The following is a 24645-nucleotide window of genomic DNA, read 5'->3' as shown; positions in this document are numbered from 1 at the left end:
TGTGGGCTGGGATCAGTGACCGCCCTTGGCTTTTGCCGGGATGGACTCGTCGAATTCCGGCAGCGGCTTGTGCTCGGATGCCAGGAAGGTGTAGATCACCGGCAGCACGAACAGGGTGAACAGGGTGCCGATGGCCAGCCCCGCCACGATGACGATGCCGATGCTGAAGCGCTGGGCCGCCCCTGCCCCCGAGGCATAGAGCAGGGGGATCAGACCGGCGATCATGGCCGCCGTGGTCATCAGGATGGGGCGCAGACGCACCTTGGCGGCCTGCATCACGGCCTGCATCCGGTTCAGGCCGTGCAGCAGCTGCTCCTCCTTCGCCACCTCGCAGATCAGAATACCGTGCTTGGTAATCAGACCGACCAGGGTGATGAGACCGACCTGGGAGTAGATGTTCATGGTGGCCATGCCCCATGCCAGGGCGATCAGCGCGCCGCTGATGGCGAGCGGCACCGACACCATGATCACCAGGGGATCGCGCACCGATTCGAACTGGATCGCCAGCACCAGGAAGATGATGGCCAGGGCCAGGGCGAAGGTGGCGTAGAGCGCATTGCCTTCGGTCACGAACTGGCGGGCTTCCCCCATGAAGTCATAACGATAGCCTTGGGGCAGCTTCTCTTCCGCGGTGGCCTTGAACCAGTTGATCGCATCCCCCATGGCCACGCCAGGTGCCGGAACGGCGCCTATGGTGGCGGAGTTCAGCTGGTTGAAGTGGGGCAGGGCACGGGGCTCGCCCACCACCTCAATCTTGATCAGGCTGCCCAGCGGGATCGACTTGCCGTCGGCGGCACGCACGTAGTAGCCCTTGAGGGACTCGGGGTTCAGGCGGTACTTGCGTTCCACCTGCGGGATCACCTCGTAGGAGCGGCCATCCAGATCGATACGGTTGACGTAACCGTCCGCCATCATGGTGCCCATGGTGATGCCGATGTCCTGCATGGTGATGCCGTAGGCACCCGCCTTGTCCTTGTCGATGCTGATCTTCATGGTGGCCGAGTCGTAGTTCAGATCGAGATCCGAATAGACGAACTGGCCGTTGGCCTGGGTGGCCGCCAGCATCTCACCCGCGATCAGGAACAGGCTCTCGAAGCTGTTCGGGGTGGTGATGACGAACTGGATGGGCAGACCGCTCGACGCACCCGGCAGCTCGGGGAACTGGAAGGTGGTGATGGCCATCCCGGGGATGCCCTGCACCAGACCGGCGACCCGATCCAGCACCTCTTTCTGGCTCGCCTCACGCTGGCTCCAGGGCACCATGGAGGCGATGCCGAAGGCCTGGTTGGCGTTGAACACCCCGGAGAAGACCTGGGAGTAGGCGATCTCGGGCTGGTCGTCCAGGATCTTGTTCACGTCCGCCATGGTGTTTTCGATGTAGTCCAGGTTGGCGTTGGAGGGCGCCGTGCCCAGCACGGCCATGACCCCTTTGTCCTCGGACGGTGCCAATTCGCTCGGGATGAACTTGAACAGCAGCGGCAGGCTGGCGAACACGATGACGGCGAACAGGATGACCACGATGCGCTTTTGCATCACGGCATGCAGCATGCTGTCGTAGCGGGCCGTCATCCGGTCCAGCAGATCGTGCACGGTACGCTCGAACTTGCCCGGCTCCTCGTTGGCCCTGAGCATCTTGGCGCACATCATGGGCGACAGGGTCAGGGCGATGATGCCGGAGACGAAGACCGCCCCCGCCAGGGTCAGCGCGAACTCCTTGAACAGGGAGCCTGTGATGCCCCCCATCAGGGCGATGGGCGCGTACACCGCGGCCAGGGTGACCGTCATGGCGATGACGGGCACGGCGATCTCCCGGGTGCCTATGATGGCGGCCCGGAACGGCTCTTCCCCTTCCTTGATGTGACGGTCGACGTTCTCCAGCACCACGATGGCGTCATCCACCACCAGGCCGATCGCCAGCACCATGGCCAGCAGGGTCATCAGGTTTATCGAGAAGCCGAACATGTCCATCATCATCACCACCCCGATGAGGCTCAGCGGTATGGTGATGATGGGGATGATGACCGCCCGGAACGAACCCAGGAACAGGGTGATCACCACCAGCACTATGGCGGCCGCCTCCAGTATGGTCTTGATGACCTCGTGGATGGACTCATTGATGGCGATGGTGGAGTCATACAGGACGTTCACCTGCATGGTGCTCGGCATGTTGCTCTTCAGGCTCGGCAGCAGCTCCAGCACATCGTGGGCGATGTTGATGGGGTTGGCGGTCGGCGCCGCGTTGATGGCCAGTACCACGGCCTCGCGGCCGTTGGCGCTGGCGCGATAGATGTCGTGGCTCTTCTCCAGCGACACCTTGGCGATGTCGGAGAGGCGGATCACCTTGCTGTCCCGGGTCGCCACCACCAGGCGCTTGAGCTCCTCGATGTTGCTGACCTGGGTTTCGGCGTTGCCGTTGAACAGGGTGAAGTAACCCGTGGCCTGGCCGGTGGCAGACTGATAGTTGTTGCTGTTGAGCACCGTCATCACGTCGCTGGAGGTCAGGTCAAAGGCGGCCATCTTGGCCGGATCCAGCCACACCCGCAGGGCGAACTCGACCCCGCCGTACAGATCCACCTTGGAGACCCCGCCCACGGTGAACAGCTGGGGCTTGATGACCCGTTCCAGGTAGTCGGTGATCTGGCTGGAGTTGAGCTCAGGGCTGGTGAAGCCCATGTAGAGCACCGCCGTGGTGGAGCCGGTGGAGGAGGTGACCGAGGGGTCTTCCGCCTCTTTGGGCAACTGGGAACGCACCGAGTTGACCTTGGCCAGGATGTCGGACAGCGCGGCATTGGGATCGGTGTTCAGCTTCATGTAGGCCGTTACCGTGGAGCTGCCCAGCTGGCTCGAGGAGGTCATGAAGTCGATGTTGTCGGCTTGTGCGACCGCCTGCTCCAGCGGCTGGGTGATGAAGCCCTGGATCAGGTCCGAACTGGCGCCGTAGTAGCTGGTGGTGACCGTGATCACCGTGTTGGTGACCTCGGGGTATTCCCGCACCTGCATCTTGAAGATGGCCTGGAAGCCCAGCAGGGCTATCAGGAAGCTGAGCGAGATCGCCAGCACCGGCCGTTTTATGAATATGTCGGTAAATCGCATCGCAGATCTCCGCGTTTACAGCATCGGGGTTTGTGCCGGGACGGCGAGGGCATCGTTCTCGACCACGCGTACCTTGGTGTCGTTGCTCAGGCGAACCTGGCCCGACAGCACGATTTGATCGCCGGCCTTGATGCCGGAGAGCACATGGACGTCGTTGCCACGGCGCTCACCCGCCTTGACCACTACCTGCTTGGCGCGTTTCACGCCGTCCACCTCGTGAATGACGTAGACGTTCTCGCCATAGAGGGTGAAGGAGATGGCGGATTGCGGGATCACGATCTGATCCTTCACCGTGGGCAGTATGATGCTGGCACGGGCGAACATGCCGGAGCGGAGCTGACCCTCGTTGTTCGGGATGTCCGCCTGCACCTGGACCAGGCCGCTCTGGTAGTTGACCGCAGGTTCGATGGCGGTGATCTGGCCGTCAAACTGGGTCTGGGGATAGGCATCCACGTTGATCTTGATGGTCTGGCCCAGGGTAATCCTGGAGATGTCGGTCTGGGGCACGGTGAAGCGCAGGCGCATCACGCTGGTGTCTTCCAGCCGCACTATCTCGGTTCCCGGCTCCAGGTACTGACCGAGGAAGACGTTGCGCAGGCCCACGGCGCCGCTGAAGGGGGCGCGCACTTCGCGACGGGCTATGGTGGCCTTCAGGCTGTCGATGTCCGCCTCCAGGGAGCGGTAGCTCGCCTCGGCATCATCCAGCTGGTCCCGGGAGATGGAGTTCTTCTGGTACAGGTTCTTGTAGCGCTCGAACTTGGCTCGGGCAGCCGGCAGTCTGGCTTGGGAAGAGTTCAGGTTGGCCTTTTCCACGCTGGAGTCCAGGCTCAGCAGCAGCTGATCCGCCTTGACGTGCGCCCCGGATTCAAACCGGATGGCGTCGATGGTGCCTGACAGCTCGCTGGAGAGGGTGACCCCCTGGTTCGGCTCGATGAAGCCGATCGCCTCTATGGTGGGGACCCAGTCCTGGGCCTTGGTGACCATGGCGGTGACCGGGAACTCAGGCTCGGGACGATTGGCCATGAACTCTGCGATCTTCTTCTGTTTGAACATATTGAAACCGATGACACTGCCAAACAGGGCGAGTGCTATCAGCAGCATGACGGCCATCCACTTTTTCATGAACAGGCTCCTGTGATGGAAACATTAGGGTTTAAAATGGCATTCCAGCTGGCCCGGATGACCGTCTCCAGCTGTTCCTGCGTCAATTCGAAATCGTGAACCCGGCGTTGCTGTGCCAGGTTGGCCACGCAATCCAGACTCAATGCCTGCAACACCAGGACGGGGAGGTCGATGAAGAGTCCCTGCTGGCGTCCCTGCTCGAAGAAGCGCTCAAGTGGCGCCCACGTCGCCATTATGACCGGATCCCGCTCCAATTCAGCCCCCAATGGAGAACTTTCGTACTGCAATTTGCACTTGAGTGCATTGGGGTAGCTGGTAAAGATGGCATCTATGTTGAGCCAGAGGCGGCGATACTGCCGGTATGACACCTCCTCTATCTGCACGCCCTCCATGACCAGGGGATGACATTTGAGAATAGTGTGCTGATAGAGCTGGCGGATCAGATCATCCTTGTCGCTGAAGTAGCGATAGATGGTCCCTGCCGCCACCTTGGCTTTCTTGGCGACCACGGCAATGGAAAGGCCGTAGAAGCCTTGCTCGCCGAGGATCTCGTGAGCCGCTTCAAAAATGCGTTCTTTCTTATCCATGGTTATCAGAAATCAATGACTGAATGAACGTTCATTCATTCTAGGTGGGTCGTGAGGCAAGTCAAGACTCTGCCCGTCATCGATCGCTGTATGGTGGCTGTATGAGGGGAGTCAAAAGTAGCGGGTAAAGCTGGATCCAGGCTGAACAAAACAAAAATACTTGAAAAGGGCCGAAAGTGATTGAAAAACAGTCACTTGATTCTTTGTGTCAAAAAAAGAGTGGACAAGGTGAGCGCCATCATCAATAATGCGCCCCGTTCGACAGCGTAGCGCCCGTAGCTCAGCTGGATAGAGCGCTGCCCTCCGGAGGCAGAGGTCACAGGTTCGAATCCTGTCGGGCGCACCATCCAACGTGCGCCGGTTAAACGGGCGTGTTGAAGAACGAAAAACAGCTGTGGTGGCTGTAGCTCAGTTGGTAGAGTCCCGGATTGTGATTCCGGTTGTCGTGGGTTCGAGCCCCATCAGCCACCCCATTTTACAGCTTGTCAGGTATGCGAAGGTGGCGGAATTGGTAGACGCGCTAGCTTCAGGTGTTAGTGCCCCCCGGGTGTGAGGGTTCGAGTCCCTCTCTTCGCACCATACTTGCTGTATAACGAGGATGACCACAGGGTCGTCTTTGTTTTTTGTAAAATCAAAATAGTTTCGGTGATTAGCGCAGCCCGGTAGCGCATCTGGTTTGGGACCAGAGGGTCAAAGGTTCGAATCCTTTATCACCGACCACATTCTGAAAAACCCCGCCATGCGGGGTTTTTTGCTTTCTGCCCTCTGGCGGCCTTTCCGCTCTGTCACGTCTGTTTACACTTCAGTTGGCTCTTTCCCGTCCAGGCTTCGGGTATGCTGGGGCTGACCCGCTATCCGCGGGCATTCGTGATCGAACACACTGCAGGCCAGCATGCCCTATGTCCCCTAACACTGTTCGCGCCAACGCCCTGGCGCTGGTTGTCGTGGCTCTCGGTGGCTGCGCCTACAAGCCGCAACCCGACGAGCTCTTGATGGGGGCCGCCCCCATGCAGAGAGCCCCCCCTGCCTCGGCGCTGGTGACAGACGGGGGCTTCTGCGTGGCCCTGGATGCCCGGGATCGGCTGATCACCCAGCCTTGTGACCTGAGTGTCCGCCAGCAATTCAGCTGGGATGCCGGCGCCCTGCAACTGGCGCAGCGTTGCCTGGTCGCCAGAGGGGAGGGAGAGCTGGCCATGGCCGAGTGTGGAGATGAGAGCCGCCAATGGCAGTGGCAGGGGGATCGCCTGTTCAACCGCAAGACCGGCCTCTGCCTGGACGTGGCTGGACGTCGCCACCAGCCGGGAACACCGCTGCGACTGGCCGAATGTTACGGCGGCGCCAACCAGAGTTTCGCGTGGCAGTCGGAAGAGGGGGTGATGACACTGCCGGATCTGAAAAGCCTCATCCGCTGAGGCGCAGGTCGTTGCAGAGGATGGTGCCATGGGCAGGGGATGCCCATGGCGGAAGGGGTCAGGCGACGTTGACGCCGGTCAGTGCGAACAGCTGCTCCAGATAGACGGCGACGCCGTCTTCATCGGAAGTGAGGGTCTGCTCGTGGTGCGCCAGGGCCAGCTTGAGGCGATCGTGGGCGTTGCCCATCACCACACCACGACCCACCATGCTCAGCATCTCGAAGTCGTTCATGCCATCGCCGAAGGCCACCGCCTGGGACATCTCCAGCCCGTGCTGCTCCAATACGGCGCGGACGGCATTGCCCTTGTGCACACCGGCGTGCATCACCTCAAGACAGTCCGGCAGGGAGAAGGTGACGTTGATCCGGTCGCCGTAACGCTGGTTGAGCTCGGCCTCGATCAGCAGCAGTTTCTCGTGGTCGCCGATGTAAAACACCTTGTTGATCTTGTCCAGCGGGTGGTTGGCGAGATCGGTCAGACGGTAGCTGAAGCCGGAATCGTGATGGAACTGCAGCAGCCAGGGCATCTCCTCTTCCACCAGCCACTCGTCACCGTAGTAGACGTTGATGTGGATGGAAGGATCGCGCTCCAGCGCGATCAGCTCGGCCGCGACCGTGCTCGGCAGCGCCTGGTTGTAGACCAGCTGATCCTGCTTGTCGTGCACCACGGCGCCGTTGGAGGTGATGAGATAGATATCGAGTCCGAGGGTGTCGCGGATGCTGCGCACGTCCACATGGTGCCGGCCTGTGGCCACCACGAACTTGACACCCTGTGCCACCAGGCGGTGCAGGGTATCCCGGGTACGGGGGGAGATCTGGTGCTGCCCGTTGAGCAGGGTACCATCGAGATCGGATACAACGACCTTATACATCATCACCTCGGGGTTACGAATGAAAGCGGGAGCAGTGTACAGCAACCGCTCCCGCGACCCCATTTATTTAGGGGCACAAAAAATAACCATCCGCTAGTAGCGTGCGAAGAAGGCCAGGGTTGCGTTGAGCGCGACTTGGCGCTGGGGATCCGCCTCGATGAAGAGCTCGTGCCAGGCCCCCTCGATGCGAAGCGGCTTGCCCCCTTCGCAACGGGCGTTGGCACAGAAGGCATCCTGCGCCGCGTTGTCCACCACGCTGTCGTCGCCGGCCTGCAGCACCAGCAGCGGCGTCTTGATGGCGCCCGCGTCGGCCACGGCGGCATCGGAGCCGGCGATGCCCTGGTGGATCCAGTGGGCTGTGGCACCCCCCAGCCGGATCTGCGGATGCTGCGCATAGACCTGCCGGAAGGCCTGATAGCGTGCCTCGCTGTGGGTCAGCTCGTTGTCGGCAAAGCCGTGATCCTCGTAAGGCCCCTGGCCAGGACCATAAGGGGCCTCGCCAAACCAGCCACCGACCCTGCCCATGGTGGCCGCCAGCCCCTTGGCCAGCCACTTGGGCAGGCCGCCCAGATTGATGCCCATCATGGGGGAGGAGAGCACCGCCGCCTGGATGTCGTCCGGCCAGCGCTCCAGATAGCGGGCCGAGATGGCGCCGCCCATGGAGTGGGCCAGCAGGAACAGCTTGGCGGGTTTGTCCTGCGCGATCACCTCGTCATGGAACTGCTTGAGATCCACCACATAATCGTCGAACTGGTCGACATACCCCTTCTCGGGGTCCGCCAGCATCCGGCCGGAGAGCCCCTGGCCGCGGTGATCGATGAGGTAGAGGCTGTAGCCCTGGCGCCACAGATCCCAGGCCAGCTCCTGGTACTTGAGATAGCTCTCGACCCGGCCGTTGACGATGAGGATGGCTCTGTCCACCTTGGCCTGGCGCAGGGCGGCGTAGCGGATGGTGATCCCGTCCTTGCCCTTGAAGGCCCCCTCGACGGCGTGCTGGCGCCAGAAGTCGGGCAGGGTCTGCTGATAGAGGGCGGGGACCTCGTGCTCTGTGGTGAGGGGGACGGCATGGTTCACGGCAAGGGCTCCGGCAGAAAACAGGGTCAGGGCCAGCAAGGGCAGGCAGTTAATTTTCATCGTCTGGATACTCCATCTCCATCGTCTCTTCCTGTTGCGCGGCCCACCCCTTGCGGGTCAGCTGCATCTGCTGCCACCAGCGCTCGTCCGCCAGGATTTCGCCGGCCGGGCCGAGCTGGGGGTAGGGCATCTCTTTCTCCTTGCAGAGCTGGGCATAGACGGGATAGCCCCCCTCGAACAAGATGGTGTTCTGCTCTTCCAAACTGAGCGGACAGCCGCGCTGGTAGCAGCCGGCCTGTTCGCGCTGGCGCTGGGCCTCATAGAGGATGGCGGCGGCGGCCACCGAGACGTTGAGGGACTGCACCATGCCCACCATGGGGATGACGATATGGTGATCGGCCAGGGCCAGCGCCTCTTCTCCGATGCCGTGCTTCTCCTGGCCCACCAGGATGGCGGTGGGCCTGGTGTAGTCGATGGCGCGAAAGTCCACCGAGCTGTCGGAGAGGTGAGTCGCCAGGATCTGCATGCCGGAGGCTTTGAGTTCGGCCACCGCGCTGCCGATGTCCGGATGCAGCTTCACGTCCACCCAGTTCTGGCTGCCGCGGGCGGTGCCCTTGCGCTTGTGGATCCAGCTCTTGGGCCAGACCGCGTGCACCCGGTGGATGCCGATGGCGTCGGCGGTACGCACGATGGCGGCCAGGTTGTGCGGCTTGTGGACCTCTTCCATGCAGACGGTCAAATCGAGTTGGCGCTGGGCCAGCATGTCGGTGATGCGCTTGAAGCGTTCAGGAGTCATATCAGTTTCTATGTCGTGAGGCTTGTGCACGCATCTCTTGCATGCAGACGGTCAGGTCGAGCTGGCGTTGGGCCAGCATGTCGGAAATGCGTTTGAAGCGTTCAGGAGTCATGTCGGTTTCTATGTCGTGAGGCTGGTCCACGCAACAAGGCTGGTGGCCTGCCGCATGGGGCCATGGGTATCTCTTGAAAAGCAGCAGGCGGCTTGCGCCGCCTGTGTTCAGTTCTTCTGTCGGCTCACCCTGAGCACGTTCGGCATCACCCGGATCTTGCGCATGATGTTGGCAAGGTGGATCCGGCTCTTGGTGGTGATGAGCAGGGTGACCACATAGACCCGGCCATCCTTCTCCTCGGTGCTGATGGCGTGGATGTTGGCGCCGGTGGCGGCAATCACGTTGGCCAGCTCCGCCAGGGCGCCCTGGTGGTTGACGATCTCGATGCTGATGCCGGTGCGGAACTCCTGTTCCTGCTCCTTGTCGACTTCCCACTGTACCGGCAGGTACTTGTCCGGTTCGCGGCTGTAGCCCTTGATGTTGCGGCAGGACTCCTGGTGGATCACCAGGCCCTTGCCCGGGCTGATGTGGGCGATGATGGCATCCCCCGGAATGGGGCGGCAGCAGTTCGCGAAGGTGACCAGCATGCCGTCGGCCCCCTTGATCGGCATCTTCTTGCTGGTGGATTTGGGCTGCTCTTCCGGCGGCAGTTCATCTCCCAGCATGCGGCGCGCCACCATGACGCTCATGGCGTTGCCAAGGCCCACGTCGGCCAGCAGCCCCTGCAGGTTCTCGTGTTTGGTGTCGGCCAGCACCTGCTTGACGCGGGCTTCCGGGATGTCTTCGATGTTCTTGGCGCCGAGCGCGTGATTCAGCAGGCGGCGGCCCAGCACTACCGACTCCTCGGTGCGCAGGTTCTTGAGGAACTGGCGGATCTTGGAACGTGCCTTGGTGGTCACCACGAAGTTGAGCCAGGCCGCGTTCGGGCGGGCGCCCGGCGCCGTGATGATTTCCACCGTCTGTCCCGAGTGCAACGGGCTGCTGAGCGGGTAGGGGTGGCGGTCGACCCGGGAGCCCACGCAGGCGTGGCCGATGTCGGTGTGCACCGTGTAGGCGAAGTCCACCGGGGTGGCGCCGGCGGGCAGCTCCATGATGCGCCCCTCCGGGGTAAACACGTAGATCTCGTCCGGGAAGAGGTCGGTCTTGACCCCCTCGATGAACTCGAAGGAGCTGCCGGCGCTCTGCTGCAGTTCCAGAAGGCTCTGCATCCAGCGCTGGGCGCGGATCTGCGCCGTGGTGCCCGAGCTGTCGCCATCCTGCTTGTAGGCCCAGTGGGCGGCGACCCCCTTGTCGGCCATCTGGTCCATGAACTCGGTGCGGATCTGCACCTCCACCGGCACACCGTGCGGCCCCACCAGGGAGGTATGCAGGGACTGGTAGCCGTTGGTCTTGGGGATGGCGATGTAATCCTTGAAGCGACCGGGGCGCGGCTTGTAGAGGCTGTGCATCTGCCCAAGCACCCGGTAGCAGGTGTCGATGTCCTTCACCCGGACACGGAAGGCATAGATATCCATCACTTCGTGGAATTGCAGTTCTTTTTTCTCCATCTTGTTGTAGATGGAGAACAGGTTCTTCTCGCGTCCACTCACCTGGGCGTCGATGCCTGCTTCCCGCAGACGGCCTTCAATCTCGCTCTGGATGGAGTCGATGATCTCGCGGCGGTTGCCGCGGGCGCGGCGCACCGATTCCCGCAGCACGCGGGAGCGCATAGGATAGAGCGCCTCGAAGCCGAGCTCTTCCAGCTCGTTCTTCATGGTGTGGATGCCGAGACGGTTGGCGATGGGGGCGAAGATCTCCAGGGTCTCGCGGGCGATGCGGCGGCGCTTGTCGGGCCGCAATGAGCCCAGGGTGCGCATGTTGTGGGTGCGGTCGGCGAGCTTGATCAGGATGACCCGGATGTCCTGGGTCATGGCCATCATCATCTTGCGGAAGTTCTCGACCTGGGCTTCCTTGCGATCGCGGAATTTCAGCTTGTCGAGCTTGGAGACGCCGGACACCAGTTCGGCGACCGCGTTGCCAAACAGCTCGGCCAGGTCGTCCTTGGTGACCGGGGTATCTTCGATGACGTCGTGCAGCACGGCGGCCATCAGGGTTTCGTGATCGAGGCGCATGTCGCCCAGGATGCGGGCCACGGCAACGGGGTGGGTGATGTAGGGTTCACCACTGGAACGCATCTGTCCCTGGTGAGCGTCGCGGGCTACCACATAGGCTTGCCTGAGCTTCTCAACCTGCTCGGGTGGCAGGTAGGAACTGGCTATTTCTTTAAGGTTTTCAAATAAATACAAGACAGTCCCCGCAGCGGTTAAACGGCAATCCGTGAAATTGAGGGTATGCCCTCGAGTTTGCGAGGTTTTCGAGCGGTTGTAAATGGGGATAACAGCCGGCACCCGGGCGGGCGCCGACTATGGGAAACGACTGACTTAGCCGCGACCTTCGGCGATGGCGGCAACGGCAGCCAGCTCGGCGGCTTCCTGCTCTTGCTGCTCGTAACGGTCCTGGGTATCCATCACCTGGTTGTTGACCAGACCCAGTTCGATCTCGCGCAGGGCGATCACGGTCGGCTTGTCGTTCTCTTCGTCGACCAGGGGATCCTTGCCTTGTACCGCGATTTGACGGGCGCGGCGCGCGGCGACCAGCACCAGGTCAAAACGGTTACCTACCTGTTTTACAGCATCTTCTACAGTAACGCGGGCCATGCGGGACTCCAGTGTTTGGGCTTTCTGTGATTGAAAAAGCGGTGTTTAAAAATGACGCAAAAGTTTACTTGTTTTTGGCTTACTCTGCCAGTAGCTGTTTCAGCAAGTTTTGCTGGGCCTGCTGTTGCTGGCGCAATTCCAGGCGTTGGCACTCTATGATGGCCCTGAGCTGGAACAGTGCCTGCTCAAAGTCTTCATTGATGATGACATAGTCATATTCGTCATAGTGCACCATTTCGGCAATGGCTTTCTCCATCCGGCCCCTGATCACCTCGGCACTGTCCTGGCCACGGCCGATCAGGCGGCGCTCCAGCTCCTCGCGGCTGGGGGGCAGGATGAAGATGGACTTGGTCGGCATCAGTTCGCGGATCTGGCGGGCCCCCTGCCAGTCGATGTCGAGGAAGACGTCGATCCCCTGAGCCAGGCAGGCCTCGATGGCGGCGCGGGAGGTGCCGTAGTAGTTGCCGAACACCTCGGCCCACTCCAGAAAGTCGCCGCGCTCGATCAGCTCCTTGAAGGTCTCCACCTGCACGAAGTGGTAGTGCACCCCGTGCTGTTCGCCGGGACGGCTGGCGCGGGTGGTGTGGGAGACCGACAGCTGCATCTTGCCTGCGCTGTTGTGTTTGGTCAGCAAGGCGTTGAGCAGACTGGACTTACCGGCCCCGCTCGGGGAGGAGATGATGTAGAGAGTGCCTTGTTGCGCCATGTCTGTACCTTTAAACGATGAGCCGCGCTTTGGTTGTAGCAGAGGCCGCCGTCTTGTGCCCGACAGGGAGACGGTTGCTCGCAATACGCGGAAGAATCAGAGCCAGGAGGATGTAAAGGCGGCGAATGTTAGCAGATGGGGGCGGATAAAAAAACGGCCGGAATCATATTCCAGCCGATCAAAATATTCGTAGCTTGCTGCGGGAGCGTTACCCACATTGGCCGTCATTCTGCCTCCTGTGCCGGGGGAGGGCCATCAGATTATCCCTGCCTCATGGCTCGGAATTTCCGAGTTGCCCCGGGCGGGCAGGAGATGGCGAGCGGCGCAGAGGCGGTCGAAAGCGGCGATGACGCTCTCGCGGGTTATCTTGCTCATGGCGTCCGGATCCTTGAGGCGGGTACGCCAGTCGAGCTCGGCCAGCGGCTTGCCGGTCTCCAGCTCGATCAGTTCCCGATAGACGCTGACCAGGTAATCGCGGCACAGGTAGGGGCCGGTGCGCGCCGGGTTGTGGTGGGCGTAGAGGCCGATCACCGGCGTGCCCACCAGGGTGGCCATGTGGGCGGGGCCGGTATCCGGGGCCAGCACCAGGCTGGCCTCCTTGATCAGCGCCAGCAGCTGCTTGAGGTTGGTCTGCCCCACCAGATCCACCGGTTTGCTGCGGCTCAGGCGCTGGATGTCGGCGGCGAGATCCCGCTCCAGCCTGGCCGGGCCGCCGCACAGATAGACCTGAAAGCCCTTGCCGGCCGCGTGATCCGCCAGGGCGGCATAGCCTTCGGCCGTCCAGTTCTTGAAGGGTTTGCTCGCGGCGGCGCAGATGAGCAGGGTCGGTTTGCCGCCGATCGTCTCCCTGGCCCAGGCCTGGTGCTCGGCGCTAAGGGGGAGCTGCCAGTCAGGGGTCAGATCTTCGATGCCGAGCTCTTTGGCAAAGGCGAGAAAGCCGTCCAGCACGTGGGGGGAGGCGGGCGAGGGGACGCTGTGGTTGGTGAACAGCCACTGGCCGTCGCTGGCCCGCTCCCGGTCAAAGCCGAGCTTGACCCTGGCGCGGATGCCTAAGGTGGCGATGCTGGCTCGCAGGGCCGCCTGCAGATGGAGCAGTGCATCGAACCTGCGTCCCTTTAGGGTGCGCCAGAGATCGCGATAGCCACGCCAGCCCTTGCTCTTGTCGAAGGGGATGACCTCGACGCCGGGCAGATCGGCAAACAGCGTTGCCTCTATCTTGCCGGTGATCCAGGTGATGCGGGTCTCTGGCCACGCCCGCTGGATGACGCGCACCAGCGCCAGCGCGTGGCAGCAATCCCCGATGGCGGAGAGCCGCAGGATGCAGATGGAGGAGGGCGGCGTTTGGAACAGCGGCATGATGTGGCGCAACGATGGCAAAATGGATGGATGGCATTATGCAAACTCCCCTGCGGATTGTAAAATTGCGCCAGCTGCCCGACCGGCACAGTCCCCTGAAGGGGTGCCCTGCATCCCACTATCGACCGGAATTCTCATGATGCTGACACAGACCACCCACAACCAGATCTGCTGGTATGCCGACGGTGCCTTCCGCGATCCTTCCCCCTCCCTGTTCGATCCGGCCTGGTGGCAGACCCATCGTCAGGTGGTGGGGTCCTCCATCGGTCGCGGAGTGACCTGGTTCGTGAAGGATGAGTCGCGCCACCTGGTGCTGCGCCACTACTACCGTGGCGGCATGGTGGGCAAGCTGGTGCGGGATCGCTTCTGGTTCGAAGGGGTTGAGTCGAGTCGGGCCATGGCCGAGTACCGCCTGCTGGCCACCCTGAGCGAGCAGGGACTGCCGGTGCCGCGCCCGTTCGCGGCGCGCATGGTCAAACAGGGGCCCTTCTATCGGGCCGACATCCTGATCGAGCGCATCCGCGGTGCCAACGATCTGGTGGCCCTGCTCAAGCAGGGGCCGATCGCCGGTGAGGTCTGGCACAAGATAGGCAAGACGGTGCGCCAGCTGCACGATGCCGGCGTCTATCACGCGGACCTCAACAGCCACAACCTGCTGCTCGACAAGGAGGGCAAGGTGTGGGTGATCGACTTCGACAAGGGGGCGATCCGCTCCCCAGGCAGCTGGCAGCAGGCCAATCTGGAGCGGTTGCTGCGCTCCTTCAACAAGGAGTCCCAGCTGCATACCAGTTTCCACTTCGTGCCGGATAACTGGCATGAACTGATGAATGGCTATCAGGACAAGACGGACTGAACCCGGTCTCCACTTCGTGTCTGGAGGCTGGCAGGCACTGATAAAGGGCTATCAGGACAAGACGGACTGAGCCCGACCTCCACTTAGTGTCTGGAGGTTGGCAGGCTCTGATAAAGGGTTATCAGGGCCTGGAGGGGTGAGGAAGTGGTGCTGGCGCGGTTGCTCGGCGCCAGTGCCAATGTTACTTATTGAGAGTGTTTGATTGGTCAGATATTCGGATCCGGTGTCGAGGCGCGTGATGGAAAGGTATGAGACTCCCAGGGTTGAGGTCACCACTCCCCTTGAGGTGACGCTGATGGCACAAGCCATGGCGATGTTGGAGGCCGGGATCTGGACCTGGTCGGCCGAGCGCGGCCTGAGGCGCGATCCCTCCTGCCTGCAGCTGCTGGGGCTGGAGGGAAGCAAGCTGGATGATCTCGGCTGGCTGGACCGGGTGCACCCGGACGATGCCCCCCGCCTGGCCGAGGCCCTGGAGGCCTGTCAGGAGGGACGCAGCAGCGGGCTGCGGCTCGAATACCGCATCCTGCACCATCAGGGCCATTACATCCGGCTGGAGGAGCGGGTTCGTCGCGACGAGCGGGGGCAGTTGCTGGGAGTGGTGCGCCATCTGGATGCGGCCATGCCGCCCCTGGACGATCGCCATGACACGGATCCCCTCACCGGCCTCGAGAGTCGCAGCCACTTCGAGATGCTGCTGGACGAGCGGCTGGCCAGCGAGAGCGGCAGCTTCTGTCTGCTGCAGTTCAGCGTGGATCACCGCAGCAAGATCCTGCAGCTGTTCGGGGAGGCCGCCTGCGACGCCATGCTGGCCAAGCTGGCCCGTATCGTGCGCCGCGAGCTGCGGCGGGAAGATCCCTTCGCCCGCTGGGACGAAGACGGCTTCATCCTGATGCTGTCCCAGACCGATCGCCTGAGCGGGCTGGAGATCGCCGAGCGGCTGCGCCTCGAAATCGCCGACGCCAGCCTACTGCCCCAGCGCCCGGTGACCGTCAGCATCGGCCTGGTGCAGAGCCAGAGTGCCGAGCAGCTCGATCATCTGCTGGCCCGACTGGCCTCCTGCCACGGCCAGGCGAAGCGGGAACACAACACCGTCGTCGGCTGATCTTCAGTCAGCGCTCACTCACCCGCGAATACCTGTGGAACCAAAGAGGGCCAGCCTGGGCGGGCCCGTTTCCTGTCAGCCTTCACTGACCCGGCGACGCTGGCAGACCCAGAGGGATGCCAGCATCAGCAGGGCGCCCAGGGTGAGCCTGAGCAGGTCGGTATCCTTGCCCCAGAGCACCAGATTGACCAGCAGGCCCGCCGGGATCAGGGCGTTGTTCATGATGGCCAGCACGCCGCTGCTGACCAGGGTTGCCCCCTTGTTCCACAGGAAGTAACCGAGCCCGGATGCCCCCACCCCCAGCCAGATCAGAATGCCCCATTGCAGGTTGCTGGTCGGGTACTGGGGCTGGCCAAGCAGCCACCAGGCTGGCAGCGCGATCACCAGGGCCCCCAGATAGAAGCAGCCGAACACGGCGAGCTGGGGCGGCTGCTCGGCCTCCCGTGCCAGCAGCACCTTGTAGCCCACCTGGCCCAGGGCGAAGCAGACGTTGGCCCCCTGCACCACCAGGAATCCCAGCACATAGCTTTCGGTGAGACCGTCGAAGCGAATGACGGCCGCACCCAGCACCGCCAGCAGGGCCCCCCAGAGATAGGTCGGCTTGAAGCGGCCCTCCAGCAGATCGTGGATCAGGGTCACGTAGATGGGGGTGAAGATGGTGAACACCAGCACTTCCGGTACCGTCAGCAGCAGGAAGGAGTGGTAGTAGAAGAGGTACATGATGCCAAGCTGGATGGCGCCGAGCGCCATCAGCTTGGCGACCAGATCGGGGCGCAGCCAGCGGCGGCGCAGGAAGGGCAGGAACACCAGGCTGGCGAGGACGATGCGGGTCAGCACGGAGAAGTAGGCATCCACCTGGCCGGCGAGGTAGACCCCGATCAGGCTGAAGGAGAAGGACCAGAGCAGGGTAACCCCTATCAAGTAGTTCATGTGATTGAAATGTCGTCAATTGTCAATTTGGAGGGCGCTATGATGGCCGAGTTGGAAGGCGCGATCCAGCGTTTATGGGAAGGCTTGCCACAGATCGGAGCATTTGCCTTCGAGGCGAGCAACGGGGCGGGCTCCGCCACCGACTGGTGCGGCCGCGGCGAGGGGGTTGTGACTGTGACCGATCACCAGGGAGGCTGGTTGTTTGCCGAGCGAGGCCACTACACCACCCCCCATGGCCGGGTGCTGGCCATGCACAACCGCTTCTGGTGGCAGCGTACCCCGAGGGGGATTCTGCTCTCCCACCTGCGCTACGAGCAGCCGGTGGCGCTGTTCGAGCTGCTGCCCCAAGCGGATGGCCGCTGGCTCACCGCCGAGCCCCACCTGTGTGGCCAGGATCACTACAGTGCCGAGCTGACCGAGACAGAGGGCGGCTTCCTGCTCGGCTGGCAGATCCGGGGGCCGCGCAAGAACGAGCGGCTGAGCTACCGCTACGGGCCCGGGGGGCAGGCATAAAAAAACCGGCGCAGGGCGCCGGTAGAAGGGACAAATCGGAGGTTTTTTCAAAACGGTCCCAAAAAACAGGAGAGACTCACTCTCGTCACACACGCAGAGAGGGTCTTCAGGCACTCAGCGCATAGTTCAGCATGGCTTGCAGCTTGCTGTCGAAGAACCAGGGCAGCAGCACCATCAGCAGACCCAGCACCCCGGCCAGACGGTGGCGATACTGCCAGCTGGCGATCAGCACCAGGCCGCCGCAGAGCGTGGTCAGGATGCCTGACATGGGGCGGCCTCCCGCTGGTTGCGGCGCTGCTGGGCCCACTGGTTGAGGGCGACCGAGCCCAGGATCAGCGCCAGCGCCACACCCGTGGTGGACTGGATCTGCTCGCCGAGGAACAGGGCCCCCAGCATGACGCCGAACAGCGGCACCAGGTAGTTGCTGAAGGAGGCGAAGGTCGGGCCCGCCTTCTGGATCAGCGCCATATAGAGGAAGTAGACCAGACCGGTGCAGAAGATCCCCAGCATGGCGACGGCGCCCATGGCCTGCTGGCTCGGCAGGGTGAAGGCGCTCAGGTCCGCGACGAAGGGTGCGGCCAGCAGCAGCTGCGCGGCGGACGAGATCAGGATGTTGCGCGCCACCACCACGGGGTGATCCTTGGCGAAGCGCTTGATCATCAGCAGGCCGATGGCGAAGCAGCTGGCCCCGAACAGTATGGCCATGGCGCCGAGCAGACCGGCATTCATGCCGCTGGCCAGCTTCGGCCAGAACAGCACCAGCACGCCGACGAAACCGATGAGCACGGAGACGAGGCCACCCTTGGTGATTCTTTCACCAGAAATAAACAAGGGGGCCGCCAAAATGGTCACAAAGGGGATACAACCCATGACCACGGCGGCGATGGCGCTGTCCACGTACTGCTGGCCCCAGGCCACCATGATGAAGGGGAGGGTGGCGTCGAGCAGGGCGATCAGCATGTAGGTGCGCCAGGGGGTGTGTTCGCTCTTGAGGCGCATGAACAGGCAGAGCAGGCCCAGGGTCAGGCTGCCGCACAGGGCGCGGCCGGCCGCCACCAGGATGGGGGGCAGTTCCGCCACGGCCTGGTGCATGAAGATGAACTGGGAGCCCCACAACAGGCCGATCGCCAGCAACAACAGATAGCTACGCATTTGAATCTCCGATGTAATTCGCCTGCGCATTCTATGCAATCTGATACTATGCCAAAAATGAATTGTCGTCATTCAACTATGGCCAATATCGATGGAACTGCCCCTCTCCCGCCTCGACCTCAACCTGCTCACCGTGTTCGACATGCTGATGCAGGAGCGCAACGTCACCCGTGCCGCCGAACGGCTGCACCTCTCCCAGTCCACCGTCAGCCACGCCCTGGGGCGGCTGCGCAGTGCGCTGGATGACCCCCTGTTCGTGATGAGCCGGCGCGAGATGATGCCGACCGAGCGGGCCAAGGCGCTGGCGGGACCGGTACGCCAGGCGCTGGCCATGCTGGAGCAGGGGCTGAGGCAGGCCAAGGACTTCGATCCCGCCAGCGCCCAGCGGGTGTTTCGCATCGCCACCCCGGGGTCGGTGGAGCACGGCCTGGTCCCGACGCTGGTGGAGCGCATGGTGCAGCTGGCGCCCCACTGCCGTCTGGAAGTGTGCGAGCTGGCGGACAGCGACTATGAGCGGGAGCTGGAGAAGGGGGAGCTGGATCTGGTGATCGGGTTCGCCGGCGCCAACCATCTCTCCCCCCGGCTGTGGCGGGAGGAGTGGTTCAGCAATCCCCTGGTGTGCCTGTCGCCGCTTGGCAGCGCGCTGCCCGAGGCACTGGGGCCGGACGATCTGGTCAGCCGGCCCCACATCCACACCTCCAGCTGGGGCCACAGCCAGGCCATGGTGGATCTCTGGCTGGGGCGCTTCGGGGTGGAGCGGGAATTGGGGGTCCGACTGCCGAGCTTCATGGCGGTGCCGCCCCTGATGGCGACCGGACGCTACCTGGTGGTGGTGCCCGAGATGATAGGGCGCCACTTCTGCCGCCATTATCCGCTGCGCCTCCATCCGCTGGATCCCGCCATCCCCATCGTCTATCTGATGGCGGGCCACCCGCTCAGCGCCCACGACGAGGCGATCCGCTGGTTCAAGAGCCTGCTGCACGGCCTCGCTTTCGAGCGCTACGGCGAGGCCGCGCTGGGCACGCCGGCTCAGCGCAGCCCGGCGAAGTAGTCCAGCCCCATGGCTCCCTTCACCTCGGCCAGCACCTCGTCGGTGAGGGCCCGGGCCTGCAGCGTGCCCCGGTGCAGCAGCGCCAGCAGCTGGCCCTTGTCGGCGATGGCGGCCTGGCGCCGCTCCCGCATGGGGGCGAGCAGACTCTGCAGGCAGTCGTTCAGCTCCTGCTTGCAGCGCATGTCGCCGAGGCCGCCGCGCCTGTAGTGCGCCTTCATCTCGGCCACCAGGGCCTTGTCCGGGTGGAAGGCATCCAGATAGGCGAACACCGTATTGCCCTCCACCCGGCCCGGGTCGCTCACCTTGAGGTGCTCGGGGTCCGTGTACATGGCGAACACCGCCTGTTTGATCTCGTCCCTCGACATGCCGAGCTCTATGGTGTTGCCGAGGGACTTGGACATCTTGGCCTTGCCGTCGATGCCGGGCAGGCGGCCGGTGTCGCTCAGTATGGGCTGGCACTCGGTCAGCACCTCCTTGCCCACCAGGGCGTTGAAGCGGCGCACTATCTCGTTGGTCTGCTCCAGCATGGGCAGCTGATCCTCCCCCACGGGCACATGGGTGGCGCGAAAGGCCGTGATGTCGGCGGCCTGGCTGACCGGGTAGACCAGGAAGCCGGCGGGCAGGCTGCGCTCGAACCCTTTCTGCTGGATCTCCGCCTTCACCGTGGGATTGCGCTCCAGCCGGGCGACGCTGACTAGGTTCAGGTAGTAGCAGGTGAGCTCGGCGAGGGCGGGCAGGGCGCTCTGCAGGCAGAAGGTGGTCCTGGCCGGGTCGAGGCCGGCCGCCAGGTAGTCAGCCATCACCTCCAGCACGTGATCTGTCACCTTGGCCGGGTTGTGGCCGTTGTCGGTCAGCGCCTGCAGATCGGCGATCATCACGAACTGGCGGTAATGGTGCTGGACCGCCACGCGCTGGCGCAATGAGCCGACGTAGTGGCCGATGTGCAGGCGGCCGGTGGGGCGATCGCCGGTCAGTATGATGGGGTTGTGCATGTCACTCTCTCCGGTTGGGGTGGGCCGGGAGGCGACACAGGGATGAAAACAATGACCGCCTCTCGGCGGTCACGGTGTTTTCTTTGGGAAAATTTACATAGAAAAGCAGCGCCGCCTGTTTAGAAGCGGCACCACCAGTTCTTGTGATTGAATGAGGTCATGTTCATGGCAAATCAAGCTACGCCTGTTTGATCACTTCTGCAAGGGCACGACCAGCAGATCGCAGGGCACGGTATTCATCAGCTGGCGGGCACTGGAGGTCAGCAGGCTCCAGAAGCTCTGACGATGGCCGCACACCAGCAGATCTATCTGGTAATCCTTGACCGCCTGGTTGACCCGCTCGCTGAGATCACCGCAGATCACCAGCTTCTTCTCGATGGGGTAGTCCACCGAGGCCAGGAAGGTTTCCAGCTTCTCCTTCGCCTCGGCGATCACCTGGTCCTGCACGTTGTCGATGTCGATGTCGATCATCTCGGTGTAGAGATCCTTGAGGTCCACATCCACATGGATCACCGACAGCTTGGCGCCGTTGGAGCGGGCCCGGTCGACCGCCTTCTCGATCACCTTGCGGTTGTCTTCCGACAGGTCGATCGCGGCCAGTACGTGTTTGTAATAGGTTCCATTCATGGGAGTTCTCCTCACTGATCCTGGGTCCACTATACCAATGTCTGCTGAAACTAAAACGGCGGCGTTGCCACAGTTTCAGGATTTGCATGGGCCCCGTACACCCGGGCTGCCGTGCCCGATGAAAAGGTAGTGTATATTTTGAACAGGAGTTTGAAGCCGATCACAGGCGGTCTATTGCCCCGACAGAGGGAGGGGCATAGGATGTGCCCGTGCTTCGCAATGAACACAAAACAACAAAAAGCATCTGAATACCGCTTTGGGGAGCCTCGCGCTCCCTTTTGTTTTTCTGCCCTTTTCCCGTCGATATTCCGCCCCATGTCAAGGTAATCCCCCGCCGCTTGGTTATGCTGTAGCCAGTTCCCTTGGCAAACCGTCGTGCGTCACCGGGCCCCGAGAGCGGGCCGGCCCGCCACGGACGTTCCTCCTGTTGCACCCCTTTCCCGGAGACTCCTCGATGATCATTCACCCGCAAATCCAGGGCTGTGTTGCCCGCAACTGCCACCCCATCGGCTGCCGCGCCGCCGTGATGCAGCAGATTGCCAGCGTCAGGGCGGAGGGATCGTTCAACGGGCCCAAACGGGTGCTGGTGCTTGGGGCCTCGTCCGGTTTCGGGCTGGCGTCTCGCATCACGCTCGCCTTCGGTGCCGGTGCCGACACCGTCGGCGTGTCGTTCGAGCGCGGCCCCTCCGACAAGGGGCTGGGCAGCGCCGGCTGGTACAACAACATCTGGTTTCGCAAGGAGGCGGAGCAGGCAGGGCGCATCGCCGTCAACCTGATCGGCGATGCCTTCTCCGATGCCATGCGCCAGCAGGCCATCGAGACCATACGCCAGCAGCTCGGGCAGGTGGACCTGGTCATCTATTCGCTGGCGAGCGGCATCCGGGTGCTGGCCGATGGCACCCAGGTGCGCTCCGTGCTCAAGACCACGGGCCAGCCCTTCAGCGGCTGGGGGCTGGATCTGGAGCATGACGCCCTGGTACAGCAATCCCTGGCTCCCGCCACCCCGGAGCAGATCCGCGACACCGTCACCGTGATGGGCGGCGAGGACTGGCAGCTCTGGATGCAGGCGCTGCAACAGGCGGATTGTCTCGCCCCCGGCGCGCAAACCGTGGCCTATTCCTACATAGGCCCCGAATCCACCTATCCCCTCTACCGGGACGGCACCATCGGCTATGCCAAGGAGCATCTGCACGCCACCGCCGAGACCATCAACCTGCAACTGGCGGAAGTCGGCGGCCACGCCTGGGTGTCGGTCTGCAAGGCGCTGGTGACCAAGGCGAGCGCCTACATTCCGGTGCTGCCTGTCTACCTCGGCCTGCTGATGGGGGTGATGAAGGAGCGCGGTGTGCACGAGGGCTGCATCGAGCAGATGCAGCGGCTGTTCGCCACCAAGATGTACGGACCCAGAGGGGTGGTGGCCGACGGCAACCGGCTGATCCGGATGGACGACCACGAGCTCGACCCGGCCATTCAGGCCGCCGTCTCGGCGCTCTGGTCCAAGGTGACGCCGGACAACTTCCACGCCCTGGGGGACTTTGCCGGGCTGCGTCAGGATTTCCTGCAGCTCAACGGTTTCGGGCTGCCGGGGGTGGACTACGGGGAACCGGTGAGTGTGGCGTCGCTCACCGAGCTGATGCCCTGATCCTGACGGTAGGCCCGGGCCTACGTCTCAGGCGACGTTGCAGGCGAGTTCGTCCTGGGCCTGGGGAGCCAGGGCCAGGACGGTCTGGTTGCGCCCCTGGCGCTTGGCCTGATACATGGCCATGTCGGCCCGGTGGATGAGCTGGCCCAGGTTGTCATCGTCCGGTGAACGCTCCGCCACCCCTATGCTGATGGTCATGTGGGGGGCGGCAAGGTAGGCGATCCGGTTTCTCAGCTGTTCGGCAAGCCGCCAGCAGGTGGCGCCATCCTGCTCCATGGCCACCAGAAATTCCTCCCCGCCCAGGCGCCCGATCTGGTGCTGGTCCGGCGCCCAGCTCTTGAGCTCCCTGGCCAGTTGCCGGATGGCCTGGTCCCCGGCCTGGTGACCGTGCCTGTCGTTGATCTGCTTGAAATGATCGATGTCGATGATGATCAGGGTCAGGGGAACTTCCAGCTGCCACTGCTGCGCCAGCCGCTCCAGCAGGGCTCGCCGGTTCGGCAGCCCGGTCAGTTGATCGAAGGTAGCCAGCTTGTAGAGGTGGCGCGAGCTGCGGTGCAGCCGGTGGGTGGTGAGCCCGAGCAGCAGCAGGGCGCCGGCCAGCAGGCCGACCAGCATCAGCTGGTAGTAACGGGCGCTCTGCTGATGCAGCAGTTGCTGGCGCTTGCTCTCGTTCTCCTGCTGCAGCGCCCGGTTGCTGGCCTCGCTGCGGGCCAGATCCATCTCGGCCTGGAAGGCGGCAGCATGCTGACTCAGGGTCTGGTTGAAGTGCTGCTTGTAGTCGCTCACGTATTCGCTGAGCGCCCGGTAGGCCTCGGGATAGCGTCCCTGATCGGCCAGCAGGCTGGCCTGCAGCGCCTTGCTGCTGGCTCCCGCGGCGCCCCGGGTGGTCAGCAGTTGCAGTGCCAGCTGCTTCTCGCCAGTGCCCTGCAGTGCCCGGGCCCGGGTCTCCAGCAGGCGTGCTCCGGCATCCGGATAACCCAGCTGCTGATAGAGCGCCTGGGCCTCGTCCAGGGTGCGCAGGGCACCCGCCCAGTCGCGCTGTGCGTTGAGCGCCATGGCCTGATAACCCAGAATGATGGCGCGGTAATCCGGTGCCAGCGCCGGGTTGGCCAGCAGGTTGTCGAGCAGTCGCCTGGCCTGGGCGGGGCGATCCGTATCGATATAGAGTCGCGCCATGTTGGCGCGGATGATGATCTGGCTGTTGGGCTCGTTCAGCAGCACCATGCGTTGCAGGGCCTCCAGATAATAGCCTTCGGCCTCCCGGGGCAGGCTCAGATCGGCATAGAGGTTGCCCAGCGTCATCAGCAGGCGGGCACACTGCAGGCTGGCGATGGGGGAGTCGGGCGCCGCCTGCTTGAGGCGGAAGGCGGTCTTGAGCTCGGCGATCGCCGCGCTCAGCTGCTGGGTGCGATAGAGGGCGAGTCCGTTGAGGGCGTGCCACTCCGACAGCAGGGCAGGGTGGTCGCCGATCTCGGGTTGCAGCAGCGCCAGCAGCCGGAGGGCCCGGTGCGGTTCTTCGGTATCCAGGGTGAGGGCCGCCTGCTGCAGCCGGAAATCCAGCAGTCGGGTGGTTTCATGGCGGGCGGTGGCCAGGGCGCGGGCACGGGCGTTGTCCAGCAGGGCGTCGGGATAGCGCCCCAGTGCCGCCTTGGCCAGGGATCTGGCATGAAACAGCTCCATCTCCTGCTGGGGGCTGGCATCGAGGCGTTGAAGATATCCGATGGGATCCCTTGCTGCCTGCAATTCTGCCTCGCTGAGCAAGGAGGGAGCGGCCTGCAGCTGGATCATCCAGAGCAGTGCCAGTGTCATAATGAATCTCATTGAATCCTGTCCCTGACCACTGGCGCCATCATAATGGCTGACGTCACCTACACCATGTTTCTTTGCTTCTCTATAACCGTATGGGGGACAGGATGAGGCGGGAAACCGTCATGACTGCGCGCGCCGACGGTCGTATCTGGTTGCGTCAGGATGCAACAGTGGCGACAATCGTGAGCAAATCACAGTGGAGAATCATC

23 protein-coding genes, 4 tRNA genes and 1 pseudogene are annotated in these 24645 nt (G+C 63.1%); 10 read left to right on the top strand and 18 right to left on the bottom strand.

The genetic code is table 11. From position 1 onward, the window contains the following. Window positions 1-12 precede the first annotated feature (12 nt). From BN1132_RS17260 to BN1132_RS17250, 3 genes are read right to left on the bottom strand one after another with little or no spacing between them, the layout of a single operon-like run. A complete protein-coding gene (locus BN1132_RS17260; RefSeq protein WP_042079049.1) occupies window positions 13-3093 on the bottom strand; it encodes a multidrug efflux RND transporter permease subunit in 3081 nt (1026 codons plus the stop codon). A 15-nt stretch (window positions 3094-3108) separates the two neighbouring features. Continuing rightward, window positions 3109-4215 (bottom strand): efflux RND transporter periplasmic adaptor subunit, encoded by a 1107-nt coding sequence (locus tag BN1132_RS17255; RefSeq protein ID WP_042079048.1) that lies wholly within the window; start codon window positions 4213-4215, stop codon window positions 3109-3111. After that, entirely contained in the window at window positions 4212-4802 is a 591-nt protein-coding gene (locus BN1132_RS17250) for a TetR/AcrR family transcriptional regulator (RefSeq protein WP_042079047.1), read from the bottom strand. Before BN1132_RS17250 ends, BN1132_RS17255 begins: the two co-directional genes overlap by 4 nt. 269 nt (window positions 4803-5071) lie before the next feature. Here BN1132_RS17250 and BN1132_RS17245 point away from each other — a divergent pair. The 5 genes from BN1132_RS17245 (at window position 5072) to BN1132_RS17225 (ending at window position 6214) form a co-directional block, all read left to right on the top strand. Then, window positions 5072-5148 (top strand) — tRNA-Arg (locus BN1132_RS17245). 51 nt (window positions 5149-5199) lie between these two features. After that, window positions 5200-5275, top strand: a tRNA-His gene (locus tag BN1132_RS17240). A 20-nt stretch (window positions 5276-5295) separates the two neighbouring features. After that, a tRNA-Leu gene (locus BN1132_RS17235) sits at window positions 5296-5381 on the top strand. 64 nt (window positions 5382-5445) lie between these two features. Continuing rightward, a tRNA-Pro gene (locus BN1132_RS17230) sits at window positions 5446-5522 on the top strand. A 179-nt stretch (window positions 5523-5701) separates the two neighbouring features. Then, window positions 5702-6214, top strand: coding sequence for an RICIN domain-containing protein (locus tag BN1132_RS17225; RefSeq protein WP_042079046.1), 513 nt, complete (start codon window positions 5702-5704; stop codon window positions 6212-6214). A gap of 58 nt (window positions 6215-6272) precedes the next feature. On the opposite strand, the gene BN1132_RS17220 is transcribed toward BN1132_RS17225, so the two are convergent. The 9 genes and pseudogenes from BN1132_RS17220 to BN1132_RS17190 form a co-directional block, all read right to left on the bottom strand. Beyond that, window positions 6273-7085 (bottom strand): Cof-type HAD-IIB family hydrolase, encoded by an 813-nt coding sequence (locus tag BN1132_RS17220; RefSeq protein WP_042079045.1) that lies wholly within the window; start codon window positions 7083-7085, stop codon window positions 6273-6275. A gap of 93 nt (window positions 7086-7178) precedes the next feature. Continuing rightward, on the bottom strand, window positions 7179-8219 hold the full coding sequence (locus BN1132_RS17215; protein WP_042079044.1) for an alpha/beta fold hydrolase: 1041 nt from the start codon (window positions 8217-8219) through the stop codon (window positions 7179-7181). Next, a complete protein-coding gene (gene trmH / locus BN1132_RS17210; protein ID WP_042079043.1) occupies window positions 8209-8955 on the bottom strand; it encodes a tRNA (guanosine(18)-2'-O)-methyltransferase TrmH in 747 nt (248 codons plus the stop codon). The genes BN1132_RS17215 and trmH overlap by 11 nt, the downstream gene beginning before the upstream one ends. Window positions 8956-8986: 31 nt before the next feature. Further along, window positions 8987-9067, bottom strand: a pseudogene (locus BN1132_RS20520) (tRNA (guanosine(18)-2'-O)-methyltransferase TrmH); the annotation flags it as partial. 107 nt (window positions 9068-9174) lie between these two features. Then, window positions 9175-11292, bottom strand: coding sequence for a bifunctional GTP diphosphokinase/guanosine-3',5'-bis pyrophosphate 3'-pyrophosphohydrolase (gene spoT / locus BN1132_RS17205; protein ID WP_042079042.1), 2118 nt, complete (start codon window positions 11290-11292; stop codon window positions 9175-9177). A 135-nt stretch (window positions 11293-11427) separates the two neighbouring features. Next, a complete protein-coding gene (gene rpoZ / locus BN1132_RS17200; protein WP_005307060.1) occupies window positions 11428-11703 on the bottom strand; it encodes a DNA-directed RNA polymerase subunit omega in 276 nt (91 codons plus the stop codon). Between the two features lie 79 nt (window positions 11704-11782). Then, window positions 11783-12409, bottom strand: a complete 627-nt coding sequence (gmk, locus tag BN1132_RS17195; RefSeq protein ID WP_042079041.1) for a guanylate kinase — start codon at window positions 12407-12409, stop codon at window positions 11783-11785. 96 nt (window positions 12410-12505) lie between these two features. Continuing rightward, window positions 12506-12637, bottom strand: coding sequence for a guanylate kinase (locus tag BN1132_RS19780; RefSeq protein WP_080989930.1), 132 nt, complete (start codon window positions 12635-12637; stop codon window positions 12506-12508). Window positions 12638-12664: 27 nt separating this feature from the next. Beyond that, a complete protein-coding gene (locus BN1132_RS17190) occupies window positions 12665-13765 on the bottom strand; it encodes a glycosyltransferase family 9 protein (RefSeq protein ID WP_042079101.1) in 1101 nt (366 codons plus the stop codon). A 139-nt stretch (window positions 13766-13904) separates the two neighbouring features. Between BN1132_RS17190 and BN1132_RS17185 the strand changes: the two genes are divergently transcribed. Both BN1132_RS17185 and BN1132_RS17180 read left to right on the top strand, forming a co-directional pair. Continuing rightward, window positions 13905-14618 carry a 3-deoxy-D-manno-octulosonic acid kinase gene (locus BN1132_RS17185; protein ID WP_042079100.1) on the top strand — a complete coding sequence of 238 codons (714 nt, stop codon included), beginning with the start codon at window positions 13905-13907 and terminating at the stop codon, window positions 14616-14618. 238 nt (window positions 14619-14856) lie between these two features. Further along, window positions 14857-15720: a sensor domain-containing diguanylate cyclase gene (locus tag BN1132_RS17180; RefSeq protein ID WP_042079040.1), complete on the top strand. Its 864-nt coding sequence runs from the start codon at window positions 14857-14859 to the stop codon at window positions 15718-15720. 75 nt (window positions 15721-15795) lie between these two features. Here BN1132_RS17180 and BN1132_RS17175 read toward each other — a convergent pair whose 3' ends face one another. After that, on the bottom strand, window positions 15796-16650 hold the full coding sequence (locus BN1132_RS17175) for a carboxylate/amino acid/amine transporter (RefSeq protein WP_042079038.1): 855 nt from the start codon (window positions 16648-16650) through the stop codon (window positions 15796-15798). Window positions 16651-16692: 42 nt separating this feature from the next. Here BN1132_RS17175 and BN1132_RS17170 point away from each other — a divergent pair, with 42 nt between their 5' ends. After that, window positions 16693-17163 (top strand): DUF6314 family protein, encoded by a 471-nt coding sequence (locus BN1132_RS17170; RefSeq protein WP_042079099.1) that lies wholly within the window; start codon window positions 16693-16695, stop codon window positions 17161-17163. A 106-nt stretch (window positions 17164-17269) separates the two neighbouring features. Here BN1132_RS17170 and BN1132_RS19775 read toward each other — a convergent pair whose 3' ends face one another. Then, entirely contained in the window at window positions 17270-17431 is a 162-nt protein-coding gene (locus BN1132_RS19775; RefSeq protein WP_084203067.1) for a hypothetical protein, read from the bottom strand. Further along, entirely contained in the window at window positions 17416-18315 is a 900-nt protein-coding gene (locus BN1132_RS17165; RefSeq protein ID WP_042079037.1) for a DMT family transporter, read from the bottom strand. Before BN1132_RS17165 ends, BN1132_RS19775 begins: the two co-directional genes overlap by 16 nt. A 91-nt stretch (window positions 18316-18406) precedes the next feature. On the opposite strand from BN1132_RS17165, the gene BN1132_RS17160 reads away from it, so the two are divergent. Further along, entirely contained in the window at window positions 18407-19366 is a 960-nt protein-coding gene (locus BN1132_RS17160; RefSeq protein WP_042079036.1) for a LysR family transcriptional regulator, read from the top strand. On the opposite strand, the gene trpS is transcribed toward BN1132_RS17160, so the two are convergent. Both trpS and BN1132_RS17150 read right to left on the bottom strand, forming a co-directional pair. Beyond that, a complete protein-coding gene (gene trpS, locus BN1132_RS17155) occupies window positions 19345-20358 on the bottom strand; it encodes a tryptophan--tRNA ligase (protein ID WP_042079035.1) in 1014 nt (337 codons plus the stop codon). The two genes, BN1132_RS17160 and trpS, sit on opposite strands and share 22 nt — an antisense overlap. 192 nt (window positions 20359-20550) lie before the next feature. After that, on the bottom strand, window positions 20551-20985 hold the full coding sequence (locus BN1132_RS17150; RefSeq protein WP_042079034.1) for a universal stress protein: 435 nt from the start codon (window positions 20983-20985) through the stop codon (window positions 20551-20553). A 454-nt stretch (window positions 20986-21439) separates the two neighbouring features. On the opposite strand from BN1132_RS17150, the gene fabV reads away from it, so the two are divergent. After that, the gene (gene fabV / locus BN1132_RS17145; RefSeq protein ID WP_042079033.1) at window positions 21440-22627 is read left to right on the top strand and encodes an enoyl-ACP reductase FabV; all 1188 of its coding nucleotides are present in this window, start codon (window positions 21440-21442) and stop codon (window positions 22625-22627) included. 27 nt (window positions 22628-22654) lie between these two features. Here the strand turns inward: fabV and BN1132_RS17140 are convergent, their stop codons facing one another. Continuing rightward, window positions 22655-24436 (bottom strand): GGDEF domain-containing protein, encoded by a 1782-nt coding sequence (locus tag BN1132_RS17140; RefSeq protein ID WP_042079032.1) that lies wholly within the window; start codon window positions 24434-24436, stop codon window positions 22655-22657. Window positions 24437-24645 lie beyond the last annotated feature (209 nt).

Origin of the sequence: Aeromonas sanarellii, assembly GCF_000820085.1 — a bacterium.
Lineage (GTDB): Bacteria > Pseudomonadota > Gammaproteobacteria > Enterobacterales > Aeromonadaceae > Aeromonas > Aeromonas sanarellii.
Note: the sequence above shows the minus strand (reverse complement) of the source record. Positions and strands in the feature narration are given on the sequence as shown.

Bases quoted from the DNA above. Each gene is read 5' to 3' on its own strand.
- BN1132_RS17260 (WP_042079049.1), bottom strand. From the start codon at position 3,093: ATGCGATTTACCGACATATTCATAAAACGGCCGGTGCTGGCGATCTCG.
- BN1132_RS17255 (WP_042079048.1), bottom strand. From the start codon at position 4,215: ATGAAAAAGTGGATGGCCGTCATGCTGCTGATAGCACTCGCCCTGTTT.
- BN1132_RS17250 (WP_042079047.1), bottom strand. From the start codon at position 4,802: ATGGATAAGAAAGAACGCATTTTTGAAGCGGCTCACGAGATCCTCGGC.
- BN1132_RS17225 (WP_042079046.1), top strand. From the start codon at position 5,702: ATGTCCCCTAACACTGTTCGCGCCAACGCCCTGGCGCTGGTTGTCGTG.
- BN1132_RS17220 (WP_042079045.1), bottom strand. From the start codon at position 7,085: ATGTATAAGGTCGTTGTATCCGATCTCGATGGTACCCTGCTCAACGGG.
- BN1132_RS17215 (WP_042079044.1), bottom strand. From the start codon at position 8,219: ATGAAAATTAACTGCCTGCCCTTGCTGGCCCTGACCCTGTTTTCTGCC.
- trmH (WP_042079043.1), bottom strand. From the start codon at position 8,955: ATGACTCCTGAACGCTTCAAGCGCATCACCGACATGCTGGCCCAGCGC.
- rpoZ (WP_005307060.1), bottom strand. From the start codon at position 11,703: ATGGCCCGCGTTACTGTAGAAGATGCTGTAAAACAGGTAGGTAACCGT.
- gmk (WP_042079041.1), bottom strand. From the start codon at position 12,409: ATGGCGCAACAAGGCACTCTCTACATCATCTCCTCCCCGAGCGGGGCC.
- BN1132_RS19780 (WP_080989930.1), bottom strand. From the start codon at position 12,637: ATGACGGCCAATGTGGGTAACGCTCCCGCAGCAAGCTACGAATATTTT.
- BN1132_RS17190 (WP_042079101.1), bottom strand. From the start codon at position 13,765: ATGCCGCTGTTCCAAACGCCGCCCTCCTCCATCTGCATCCTGCGGCTC.
- BN1132_RS17185 (WP_042079100.1), top strand. From the start codon at position 13,905: ATGCTGACACAGACCACCCACAACCAGATCTGCTGGTATGCCGACGGT.
- BN1132_RS17180 (WP_042079040.1), top strand. From the start codon at position 14,857: ATGGAAAGGTATGAGACTCCCAGGGTTGAGGTCACCACTCCCCTTGAG.
- BN1132_RS17175 (WP_042079038.1), bottom strand. From the start codon at position 16,650: ATGAACTACTTGATAGGGGTTACCCTGCTCTGGTCCTTCTCCTTCAGC.
- BN1132_RS17170 (WP_042079099.1), top strand. From the start codon at position 16,693: ATGGCCGAGTTGGAAGGCGCGATCCAGCGTTTATGGGAAGGCTTGCCA.
- BN1132_RS19775 (WP_084203067.1), bottom strand. From the start codon at position 17,431: ATGTCAGGCATCCTGACCACGCTCTGCGGCGGCCTGGTGCTGATCGCC.
- BN1132_RS17165 (WP_042079037.1), bottom strand. From the start codon at position 18,315: ATGCGTAGCTATCTGTTGTTGCTGGCGATCGGCCTGTTGTGGGGCTCC.
- BN1132_RS17160 (WP_042079036.1), top strand. From the start codon at position 18,407: ATGGAACTGCCCCTCTCCCGCCTCGACCTCAACCTGCTCACCGTGTTC.
- trpS (WP_042079035.1), bottom strand. From the start codon at position 20,358: ATGCACAACCCCATCATACTGACCGGCGATCGCCCCACCGGCCGCCTG.
- BN1132_RS17150 (WP_042079034.1), bottom strand. From the start codon at position 20,985: ATGAATGGAACCTATTACAAACACGTACTGGCCGCGATCGACCTGTCG.
- fabV (WP_042079033.1), top strand. From the start codon at position 21,440: ATGATCATTCACCCGCAAATCCAGGGCTGTGTTGCCCGCAACTGCCAC.
- BN1132_RS17140 (WP_042079032.1), bottom strand. From the start codon at position 24,436: ATGACACTGGCACTGCTCTGGATGATCCAGCTGCAGGCCGCTCCCTCC.